The organism is Streptomyces sp. AcH 505, from assembly GCF_000818175.1.
Lineage (GTDB): Bacteria > Actinomycetota > Actinomycetes > Streptomycetales > Streptomycetaceae > Streptomyces.
The window spans coordinates 1,249,751-1,260,052 of record NZ_JTIY01000001.1 but is presented as its reverse complement, the minus strand read 5'-3'; the positions used below and the strand labels follow the sequence as shown (position 1 = coordinate 1,260,052).

General features: G+C 70.2%; 12 protein-coding genes. 6 read left to right on the top strand and 6 right to left on the bottom strand.

Features of this window, described 5'->3' with window-relative positions; genetic code table 11:
- On the bottom strand, positions 1–1,106 hold a 1,106-nt coding region (locus HY68_RS05720; protein WP_041995252.1), incomplete at its 3' end, for a hypothetical protein.
- Positions 1,107–1,237: 131 nt separating this feature from the next.
- On the opposite strand from HY68_RS05720, the gene HY68_RS05715 reads away from it, so the two are divergent.
- Complete coding sequence (locus HY68_RS05715) at positions 1,238–2,401, top strand: cystathionine gamma-synthase (protein WP_041985173.1); 1,164 nt, start codon at positions 1,238–1,240, stop codon at positions 2,399–2,401.
- A gap of 88 nt (positions 2,402–2,489) precedes the next feature.
- Here the strand turns inward: HY68_RS05715 and HY68_RS05710 are convergent, their stop codons facing one another.
- The 3 genes from HY68_RS05710 to HY68_RS05700 are packed head-to-tail and all read right to left on the bottom strand — an operon-like array spanning position 2,490 to position 3,960.
- Complete coding sequence (locus tag HY68_RS05710; RefSeq protein WP_198533218.1) at positions 2,490–2,741, bottom strand: hypothetical protein; 252 nt, start codon at positions 2,739–2,741, stop codon at positions 2,490–2,492.
- On the bottom strand, positions 2,738–3,268 hold the full coding sequence (locus HY68_RS05705) for a sigma factor-like helix-turn-helix DNA-binding protein (protein WP_041985170.1): 531 nt from the start codon (positions 3,266–3,268) through the stop codon (positions 2,738–2,740). Before HY68_RS05705 ends, HY68_RS05710 begins: the two co-directional genes overlap by 4 nt.
- Positions 3,269–3,318: 50 nt before the next feature.
- Positions 3,319–3,960 (bottom strand): MarR family transcriptional regulator, encoded by a 642-nt coding sequence (locus tag HY68_RS05700; protein WP_078863445.1) that lies wholly within the window; start codon positions 3,958–3,960, stop codon positions 3,319–3,321.
- A gap of 270 nt (positions 3,961–4,230) precedes the next feature.
- On the opposite strand from HY68_RS05700, the gene ilvA reads away from it, so the two are divergent.
- The 3 genes from ilvA to HY68_RS05685 all read left to right on the top strand — a co-directional run bounded on the left by ilvA (position 4,231) and on the right by HY68_RS05685 (position 7,637).
- Positions 4,231–5,460: a threonine ammonia-lyase gene (ilvA, locus tag HY68_RS05695; protein ID WP_041985168.1), complete on the top strand. Its 1,230-nt coding sequence runs from the start codon at positions 4,231–4,233 to the stop codon at positions 5,458–5,460.
- Between the two features lie 243 nt (positions 5,461–5,703).
- Positions 5,704–6,789, top strand: a complete 1,086-nt coding sequence (locus HY68_RS05690) for a daunorubicin resistance protein DrrA family ABC transporter ATP-binding protein (protein WP_041985165.1) — start codon at positions 5,704–5,706, stop codon at positions 6,787–6,789.
- On the top strand, positions 6,786–7,637 hold the full coding sequence (locus HY68_RS05685) for an ABC transporter permease (protein WP_041985162.1): 852 nt from the start codon (positions 6,786–6,788) through the stop codon (positions 7,635–7,637). The genes HY68_RS05690 and HY68_RS05685 overlap by 4 nt, the downstream gene beginning before the upstream one ends.
- A 167-nt stretch (positions 7,638–7,804) precedes the next feature.
- Here the strand turns inward: HY68_RS05685 and greA are convergent, their stop codons facing one another.
- Together greA and HY68_RS05675 are read right to left on the bottom strand one after the other, a co-directional pair.
- Positions 7,805–8,302: a transcription elongation factor GreA gene (gene greA / locus HY68_RS05680; protein ID WP_041985159.1), complete on the bottom strand. Its 498-nt coding sequence runs from the start codon at positions 8,300–8,302 to the stop codon at positions 7,805–7,807.
- Positions 8,303–8,490: 188 nt separating this feature from the next.
- Positions 8,491–8,910, bottom strand: a complete 420-nt coding sequence (locus tag HY68_RS05675) for a DUF4307 domain-containing protein (protein ID WP_041985156.1) — start codon at positions 8,908–8,910, stop codon at positions 8,491–8,493.
- A 98-nt stretch (positions 8,911–9,008) separates the two neighbouring features.
- Between HY68_RS05675 and mca the strand changes: the two genes are divergently transcribed.
- Together mca and HY68_RS05665 are read left to right on the top strand one after the other, a co-directional pair.
- Positions 9,009–9,890, top strand: coding sequence for a mycothiol conjugate amidase Mca (gene mca, locus HY68_RS05670; RefSeq protein WP_041985153.1), 882 nt, complete (start codon positions 9,009–9,011; stop codon positions 9,888–9,890).
- Between the two features lies 1 nt (position 9,891).
- Positions 9,892–10,164 carry a hypothetical protein gene (locus HY68_RS05665; RefSeq protein ID WP_041985152.1) on the top strand — a complete coding sequence of 91 codons (273 nt, stop codon included), beginning with the start codon at positions 9,892–9,894 and terminating at the stop codon, positions 10,162–10,164.
- The last annotated feature ends 138 nt before the right edge of the window (positions 10,165–10,302 follow it).

Here is a 10,302-nt window from a genome sequence, read left to right as displayed (position 1 = left end):
AGGCTCGCCGGGCTTCCGCCGCTCGCCTCGTAGCCCGCCACCGCCAGCGCCCGGTACACGGCGTACGCCGCCGCGGGGTCCCCGCCGTACGTCCACGGCAGCGCCCCGACGTGGCCGTCGACCCGTACCAGCTGGTTCATCGCCTCCGACCACCGCTCCGAGCGTACGAGAAAGAGAATCAGCAGGTGCCGTACGTGCGGCAGCAGCGGGTCGTTCTCGCGTGCCGCGTGCACCGCGTGGAGCGCGCCGCCCATCGCCTTCGTCACCACTTCGCTCTGGTAGAAGCTGCGCACCAGATTGACCTCCGGCAGGTGCTCGTACACCGCGAACAGCGGCAGCGCCGCCAGCAGCGAGCCACGCGGGGCGCGCGCGGCCGCCGTCGTCGCGAAGTGGTCCGCCTCCTCGCGTGAGCCGTGCCACTTCTCGCACCAGTAGTGCAGCGCCGCCAGATGCGCGCCCATGTGCGCGGGCGCCCGGTCGATGACCTTCGCCCACAGCTCGTCGAACTGCTCGTGCGGATAGCCGAGCCCGCGCGCCACGGCCAGCTCCACGATGTACGGCACGGGGTCGCCCGGCGCCAGCAGGGCCGCGTCGCCGCAGACCGTGCGCGCCTCCTCCAGGATGATCCGGAAGTCGTCGCTGCCGGCCGCCGACGAACGCCACGCCTGCTGCACCAGGAACTCGGCATGCACGGCGGCCCCGCCCGCGTCCTTCGGCGACTGCGCCCGCCAGGACCGCAGCCACGAACCGCCCACGCCGGGCCGCTGCCGCAACTCCAGCGAGGCCGCGCCCGCGAACGCCTGCACCCGCTGCCAGCGGATCTCGTCGTCCTTGCCGGTGGCGGCGAGCAGCTGGGACGCCGCGTGCCAGTCCTGGGTGTGCTGGACGACGTCCAGCACGTCGAGGAGGTCCTGGTCCGGCCCCGGCAGCCGGATGTCCAGCTCCTCCTGCCGCAGGAACCCGTACGCCGCCGGGTCGGCGGCGTCCGGCGAACCGGGCGCGACCTGGCGGAAGCCGCCGGCGATTCCGCCGCGCCTGCGGCGTACGTACGGGACGATGATCGCGGCCAGCAGGGCCATCGCCATCAGGAACCAGAGAATCTCCATGGCTCCATTGTCCCGGACGCCCGCCGCGGCCACGAAGTCGTCACCGTGTGTGCCGTACCGCCCCCTGATCGCCGTCCGCGCCGCGGTCACCGGCGACAAGCAGGGCCCGTCCGGGACTACGCTCGGGGCTCATGAGCCACCAGCACCCCACCGGTCAGTACAACTTCGAGACCCGTGCCATCCACGCGGGCAACACGGCCGACCCCGTCACCGGCGCTGTCGTCCCCCCGATCTATCAGGTGTCCACGTACAAGCAGGACGGCGTCGGCGGTCTGCGCGGCGGTTACGAGTACAGCCGCAGCGCCAACCCGACCCGCACCGCGCTCGAGGAGAACCTGGCGGCCCTGGAAGGCGGCAGGCGCGGACTCGCCTTCGCCTCGGGTCTCGCGGCCGAGGACTGCCTGCTGCGTACGCTGCTGTCGCCCGGCGACCACGTCGTCATCCCGAACGACGCCTACGGCGGCACCTTCCGGCTGTTCGCGAAGGTCGTCTCCCGGTGGGGCGTCGAATGGTCGGTCGCCGACACCTCCGACCCCGCCGCCGTGCGGGACGCCATCACGCCGCGCACGAAGGCGATCTGGGTCGAGACCCCCTCGAACCCGCTGCTGAGCATCACCGACATCGCCGCCCTGTCCGGCGTCGCGCACGCCGCGGGGGTGACGCTGGTCGTCGACAACACCTTCGCCAGCCCGTACCTCCAGCAGCCGCTGGAGCTGGGCGCCGACGTCGTCGTCCACTCGACGACGAAGTACATGGGCGGACACTCGGACGTCGTCGGCGGCGCCCTCGTCGTCAACGACGACGCGCTGGCCGACGAACTGGCCTACCACCAGAACGCGATGGGCGCGATCGCCGGCCCCTTCGACTCCTGGCTCGTGCTGCGCGGCGTCAAGACGCTCGCCGTGCGGATGGACCGGCACAGCGCCAACGCCGCCCGCATCGCCGAGATGCTCACCACCCACCCCCGGGTCTCGAAGGTCCTCTACCCGGGCCTGCCCGAGCACCCGGGCCACGAGGTCGCCGCCAAGCAGATGACGGGCTTCGGCGGCATGGTGTCGTTCCAGATCGCCGACGGTGAGACGGCGGCGGTCGAGGTCTGCAACCGCGCGAAGCTGTTCACGCTCGGGGAGTCCCTGGGCGGCGTCGAGTCCCTGATCGAGCACCCCGGACGGATGACGCACGCCTCGACGGCGGGCTCGCTGCTGGAGGTGCCGTCCGACCTGATCAGGCTGTCGGTCGGGATCGAGTCGGGCGACGACCTGCTCGCGGACCTGACGCAGGCCCTCGGCAAGTAGTCCGTTCTGTTCGGTGGTGGTGGTGGTGGTGCGGGCCGGTGCGGCCCGCGCCGTCATGTTCGTCGCGCTGTCGCCGGAAGGCGTCCCGTCAGAAGCCGAACGGCGGCGGAGTCATCTCCGTCGGCTGCGGCTCCCACGGATACGTGGCCGCCGCCCAGACGACGAAGACCACCGCCGCCGCCAGCAGCAGCGTCCACAGCACTCGGCGCAGCGTACGGCGCCTGTGCAGCATCCGGGCGCCGCGCGCGGTGGCGCGCAGGAGCAGATCGGTGGGGACGGCCGGATGCGGCAGGTCCAGCATCCGGCGGACCTCGGCCTCTTTGCGCTCGGAGTTGATCACGAGACGGCCCCCGCGGCCCCGGCCCCCGCAGCCCCGGGGGCCGGCCGCACGCCCTGCCGGGCCGCGTCGTGCGACCCGTCGCGTGCCGCCTTGCGCATCGTGGCCACGGCCCGCGCGCAGATGACCCGCACCCGCTCCACCGACAGCCCGATCATCGCCGCCGTCTGCTCCTCGCCGATGCCCTCGTAGACCCGGAGCACCAGGACGACCCGCTCCTGCCGGCCGAGCGGCCCCAGCACCCCGGCGCGGCCCGACCGGCCGGACCGTACGGGCCACAGGCTGCGGGCGAAGCGGGTGGCGAGCTCCTGCCGGGCCCGTACGTATGGGTCCTCGCCGCGCAGCCGGTCCCAGTCCGCGTACGTGGCGGCCAGCGCGGCCGTCAGCAGCCGCTGGGCGTGCGGCGCGGCGTCGGGCGGCTCACCGGTGAGCAGATGCGCCGCATGCAGCAGCCGGCCGGCCGCACCCGCCAGGAACGATTCGAACTCCCGGGCGCGACGGCTGTCCAGGGCCGTCCGACGCTCTCCCACGTCTTCATATGAGGCCCGCTACGGGCCGGGGTCAAGAGGGCGTACCTCTGTCACTCGTCCGAGGCGCCCGAGGTGGTGCGGGTGTCGTCGGACGCGTCGGCCCCACCGGTCGGTTCGCCCGCGGGACCGGCGGCCGGATCGACCGGCTCGGGGCCGCCCTCGGCGGGGCTGAGCCGCGCCTGCCGGGCCGACAGCGCCCCGTTGAACTTGGTGAGCAGGGCCGTGAACGCCTCCCGCTCCTCCTCCGCCCAGCCGTTGGTGACCTGTGCCATCAGCTCGCGCCGCGACGCCCGTACCTCGTCGAGCCGGACGTGACCGCGCTCCGACAGCTGGAGTACGACGGCACGGCCGTCCTCCGGGTGCGAGGTGCGCTTCACCAGGCCGGTGTCCACGAGCGGGGCGACCTGGCGCGTGACGGTCGACGAGTCGATGCCCATGCCGGCGGCGAGGGCCTTGACGCCCATGGGGCCTTCGTTGTCGAGGCGGTTGAGCAGCAGATAGGCCGCCCGGTCCATCGAGTTGCGGAGCTGGCCGATCCCGCCTAGCCGGGTCTGTTCTGCGCGGCGCGCGAATACGGCGACCTGATGCTGGAGGGCATCGAGGAGGCCGTCTTCACCCGGTGCGCCAGAGGGTCCCGCTGCGGCCTCGTCGGAGGCCGAAGCAGCGGAAGTCATGTCCTGAATGGGGGGCATGGCTGGGGGCTCTCTCGTCCGGTGGTCGACTGGTGGGGGACAGAGTACGCGGCGCGGGCCGTGGGCGTACCGGCCCGGGACAAACCCGCGAAGTTCGGACCACCCTACTTTCCGACATCGGATCAGTCTCTTTCCCGACAGGGGATCAGCCTCTTTCCCTGATGTCGGACCAGTCTCTTGTCCGATGTCGGACCAGCCGCCTTTCCGACAAGCGGGCTACGGGCGGCCGACAAGCGGCCGACCCCGCGGCGAGCTGCGAGACTGGCCGTCATGAGCTTCGGTACGTCCAGCCACGCCAGTCCCTTGATCCTCGATGACATCAGGGGGGCGCAGAAGATGCTCTCCGGCGTGGCCCGGATGACCGCCATGGAGGGGAGCCGGCACCTGACCGCGCTCGTCGGTGCCCCCGTCCATCTGAAGTGCGAGAACCTTCAGCGGACCGGTTCGTTCAAGCTGCGCGGCGCCTACGTGCGTATCGCCGGGCTTTCGCCCGAGGAGCGCGCGGCGGGCGTCGTCGCGGCGAGCGCGGGCAACCACGCGCAGGGGGTGGCGCTCGCCTCCACCCTCCTCGGCGTCCGGTCCACGGTCTTCATGCCGATGGGCGCACCGCTGCCCAAGGTGGCCGCGACGCGAGAGTACGGCGCCGAGGTGCGGCTGGCGGGTCAGGTGGTGGACGAGACCCTGGCGGCGGCGCAGGAGTACGCGCTCGACACCGGCGCCGTCTTTATCCACCCCTTCGACCACCTGGACATCATCGCAGGTCAGGGCACTGTCGGACTGGAGATCCTGGAGCAGTGCCCGGAGGTGAAGACCGTGGTCGTCGGGATCGGCGGCGGTGGTCTCGCCGCGGGCATCGCGGTCGCGCTGAAGGCGCTGCGCCCCGATGTGAAGCTGATCGGCGTGCAGGCGCAGGGCGCCGCCGCCTATCCGCCGTCGCTCAGGGCGGGCCGGCCGATGGCGATCGACGCGCCGCAGACGATGGCGGACGGCATCAAGGTGGGTCGGCCGGGGGACGTACCGTTCCAGATTGTCCAGGAGCTGCTCGACGAGGTCCGTACGGTCTCCGAGGACGCGCTGTCGCGGGCGCTGCTGCTCTGTCTCGAACGGATGAAACTCGTGGTGGAACCGGCGGGCGCCAGCCCGGTGGCCGCGCTGCTGAGCGACCCGAAGGCGTTCAAGGGCCCGGTGGTCGCCGTGCTGTCGGGCGGCAATGTCGACCCGCTGCTGATGCAGCGGATCCTGCGGCACGGCATGGCGGCGGCCGGCCGGTATCTGAGCCTGCGGCTGCGCGTGACCGACCGGCCGGGCGCGCTCGCGACGATGCTCGGGGTGCTGTCGGTGGCCGACGCGAACGTCCTGGACGTCAGTCACGTACGGACCGATCCGCGGCTGGGTCTCGGCGAGGCCGACGTCGAGGTCCATCTGGAGACGAAGGGCCCCGAGCACTGCACGGAGGTCGCCACGGCGCTGCGGACGGCGGGCTACACGATCCTCGGCTAGCCACCCGGGTCAACCGGCGGCTACGGGTCAACCGGCGGCCGGCAGCCCGGGTCAACCGGCGGGCCGGCCGCTCACGTCAACCGCTTGTAGGTCGCGATGTATCGCGATACTGTGCCGTCCTCTCCGGTCCCTGGTGCGAGTTGTCGTGGAAATGAGTGACGCGGGAAGAACCGCCGAATCTAAGCTCTGCGTAAGTGGCTTGAGACGAATATCGCCAAAATCGCCAATAACGGGAGAACCCACATGCCGGGCGCCATCTACGCCGAGGGTCTGGTGAAGACCTTCGGCGACGTAAGGGCTCTGGACGGCGTTGATCTAGATGTCCCAGAAGGAACGGTCCTGGGGCTTCTCGGTCCCAACGGGGCGGGCAAGACGACAGCCGTACGCGTACTGACGACCCTGCTTCAGCCCGACAGCGGCAAGGCCGTCGTCGCGGGGATCGACGTACTGAAGTACCCCAACGAGGTCCGCCGCTCGATCGGCCTCTCCGGGCAGTTCGCGGCGGTCGACGAGTATCTGACCGGCCGCGAGAACCTCAAGATGGTCGGCCAGCTCTACCAGATGAAGGCGCGGGACGCGAAGGCGCGCGCGGTGGAGCTGCTGGAGCGGTTCCATCTCACCGACGCGGCCGACCGCCCCGCCAAGACGTACTCCGGCGGTATGCGCCGCAGGCTCGACCTGGCGGCGGCGCTGGTCGTCTCACCGCCGGTGATGTTCATGGACGAGCCGACGACGGGGCTCGACCCGCGCAACCGCCAGCAGCTCTGGGGGATCATCCAGGAGCTGGTCGCGGGCGGTACGACCCTGCTGCTGACCACGCAGTACCTGGAAGAGGCCGACCATCTCGCCCACGACATCTGCGTCGTCGACCGGGGCAAGGTCATCGCCCGTGGCACCGCCGACCAGTTGAAGGCGCAGACCGGCGGCGAGCGCGTCGAGGTCGTCGTCCACGACCGCGACAGGGTCGAGACGGCCCGTACGGTGCTGGGCGGCTTCGGCAAGGGCGGTGTGGAGTCGGTCGCCGTGTCCGAGCACACCCGCAAGCTGACGGTCCCGGTCTCCGGCGGCGCGAAGCTGCTGGCCGAGGTGATCAGGGAACTCGACACGCGTGGCGTCGAGATCGACGACATCGGGCTGCGCAGGCCGACCCTGGACGACGTCTTCATCTCGCTGACGGGCCATGCGGCCGAGGAGGAGCGGGACAAGGAGGAAGCCGAGGAGCGGAAGAGGGAAGAGACCGCCGGGGAGGCGGGCACGGCGAAGTCCGGCTCGGACGAAACCAGGAACGACAGGAACGACAGCAACGACAGCAAGGAGGGCGGGGAATGAGCGCCACCACCGACACCCCACGGCTCGCACCCCCCGCCCAGCGCGGCCGGATCTTCCAGTCCGTCAGGGACTCGCTGGTCGTCGCCCAGCGCAACCTGATCCGGATGACCAGGATCCCGGAGATCATCCTCTTCGGGCTGATCCAGCCGATCATGTTCGTCGTGCTGTTCAGCTACGTCTTCGGCGGCTCGCTCCAGGTCGGCAACACCATCAGCCCGACCGTCTACCGCAACTTCCTGATGGCCGGCATCTTCGCCCAGACGGTCACCTTCGCCACCGCGGGCGCGGGGGCCGGTATCGCCGACGATATGCACAAGGGCCTGATCGACAGGTTCCGTTCACTGCCGATGGCGCGGGGCGCGGTCCTGACCGGACGTACCCTCGCCGACCTCGTCCAGACGACACTCACCGTCATCGTCCTCGCGGGCGTGGCACTGCTCGTCGGCTGGCGCATCCACAACGGTGTGCCGAAGGCGCTCGGCGCCTTCGCGCTGCTGCTCTTCCTCGGCTACGCGTTCTCCTGGATCGGCGCGCTGATCGGGTTGTCCGTACGGACCCCGGAGGCCGCCACGTCGGGCGGGCTGATCTGGCTGTTCCCCGTCACGTTCATCTCGAACGCCTTCGTGGACTCCAGCAATCTGCCGGGCTGGCTGCAGCCGGTCGCCGAGTGGAATCCGTTCAGTGCGACGGTGCAGGCCAGCAGGGTGCTGTTCGGCAATCCGGGGGTCTCGCAGTCCAGCGCCTGGCCGATGGAGCATCCGGTGTGGGCGTCGGTGATCTGGTCCGTCGTGATCATCACGGTGTTCCGGACGCTGGCGGTGCGCAAGTACCGCTCGGCGACAGCCTGACGCCACGGCGGGACCGTACAAACGCCTGAGCGTAGGCCGCACCGTACGAACGTACGACAGGGGTCGTACCGCGTCAGTCGCATCCTGGCGCGGTACGGCCCCTGTTCGCTGTCTGCCGCAGACGCGCCGTTTGCCGCGGTCTCGCCGTCTGCTGCGGATCCGGAGGGTCAGGCCGTGTACGGCTTGGCCGCAAGGATCTTCACCGAGGCCTTGTTGCCGTTCGGCAGCTCGTACTCCGCGTTCTCGCCGACCTTCTTGCCGTTCACGCCCGAGCCGAGCGGCGACTGCGGGGAGTACGTCTCGATGTCCGTGCTCGCGTATTCGCGCGACGCCATCAGGAAGGACAGGGTGTCGTCCTCGTCACCGTCGAACGCGATCGTGACGACCATGCCGGGGCCGACCACGCCGGTGTCCGCGGGGGCCTCGCCGACCTTCGCGTTCTCCAGGAGCTGGGTCAGCTGGCGGACCCGGAGCTCCTGCTTGCCCTGTTCCTCCTTGGCCGCGTGGTACCCGCCGTTCTCGCGCAGGTCGCCCTCCTCGCGAGCCGCCTCGATCTTCTTCGCGATCTCGGTGCGGGCGGGACCAGACAGGTGATCCAGCTCGGCCTTCAGCTGGTTGTACGACTCCTGGGTGAGCCAGGTGACGTTCTCGCTGGTCTGGGTCACAGGTGCTCCTCGTAGGTACTGGGAATACAAAGCAACGCCCTACCCAGAAGATTGTGCCTTCTCGGGTGGGCGAAACCACGAGCCTAACAATTTCGTGGCGCAAGAGGGAGGACGAATGCCGTCAGAACTACGTCGGCGCAGGTCAGCGCGGTGCCCTACGGCGGGTTCAGCCGTGGGTCGGCCGGGGTTCAGTCGTTTGAGCAGCCCACCAGCTCGGTCGCCGTCGCCTCACCCGTGGTCCGCAGCTCGACGATCTCGTCGATCCGGGTCTTCTTCCCCTCGAAACGGACGTCCTTACGGCCGACCTCTTCGTGGTCGACGTCCAGGGCGCGCACGGTGCAGGAGCCGGTGGTGTCCGCGCCCTTGCGCACTTCGAGGTGGATCTGGATCTCGGCGGCCGAAACGCGCTTGTACTTGATGATTTCCCCGGCGACACTCTGATCTGCCAGGGAGTGGTACCCGAACCAGGCGATCACGGCGAGGGCGACGGCACCGAGCACCGCACCCGCGATCTTGAGCTTGCGGTCGGCCCGCGCGTCCGGCGAGCGACCGTAGCGGCCCTGGGGGGGCTGAGGGGCCCGGGGGGCCTCCGCACGCGCCACAGCCATGATCGTTCCTCTCGGAGTCGGGCAGCCGGAATTTTACCGCCCCCGATATCCGTCACTATAGAAGCCGCCCGATGCGACGAATCACTGAGGACCGAGTCTTGACTGACCAGCTGCGACTGATGGCCGTACATGCCCACCCCGACGACGAGTCGAGCAAGGGTGCGGCCACGATGGCCAAGTACGTGTCCGAGGGGGTGGACGTGGTGGTCGTGACCTGCACGGGGGGCGAGCGCGGCTCCATCCTCAACCCCAAACTCCAGGGTGACGCCTACATCGAGGCGAACATCCACGAGGTCCGTAGAAAAGAGATGGACGAGGCGCGCGAGATCCTCGGCGTCAAGCAGGAGTGGCTCGGCTACGTCGACTCGGGCCTGCCCGAGGGCGACCCGCTGCCGCCGCTGCCCGAGGGCTGCTTCGCCCTCGCCGACGTGGACGAGGCGGCAGGCCGGCTCGTCCGGTCGATCCGGGCGTTCCGGCCGCAGGTCGTCACGACGTACGACGAGAACGGCGGCTACCCGCACCCGGACCACATCATGACCCACAAGATCTCGGTGGTCGCCTTCGACGGAGCCGCCGACAAGGAGAAGTACCCCGAGGACGAGTTCGGGCCCGTCTGGCAGCCGCTGAAGCTCTACTACAACCAGGGCTTCAACCGGCAGCGCACGGTCGCGCTGCACGAGGCGCTGCTCGCCCGGGGGCTGGAGTCGCCGTACGCGGAGTGGCTGGAGCGCTGGAAGGAGTCCGAGCGCGAGGAGCGGACGCTGACCACGCACGTGCCGTGCGCCGACTTCTACGAGATCCGCGACAAGGCGCTGCTCGCGCACGCCACGCAGATCGACCCGGACGGCGGCTGGTTCCGCGTGCCGATGGACGTCCAGCGGGAGGTCTGGCCGACGGAGGAGTACGAGCTCAGCAAGTCGCTCGTCGATACATCCATCCCCGAGAGCGACCTCTTCGCGGGCATCCGCGACAATGCCTGATATGTATGCGAACCAGGCAGTGACGCATCTCGTTCCTCTCGCCGCCGATCTCGACGAGAACAAGGTGACGCCCGGCGTCCTCGGCTTCGTCGTCTTCGCGGTGATGGCGGTGGGCGTGTGGATGCTGATGAAGTCGATGAACCGGCACATGGGCAAGGTGGACTTCAAGGAAGCGCCCGCGCGCGGGGGGTCGTCCGCGCGTGGGGAGTCGTCGGGGTCCGCCTCCGCGATTCCCGCGCAGCAGGAGCCGGTCAGGACGCCGCACGGCGAGTAGCGCGGACGCGTCGCGCCTGACCCCAGGAGCCCGCACGGCGGGGTCCTGGGGTGGCGCTGTCGGCGGCGCTCTTGGCTGCGTGGTTACGGTTGGTCGCGGCCGGCTGACGGCTCCGCGGTCGGCTGACGGCTTCGCGGG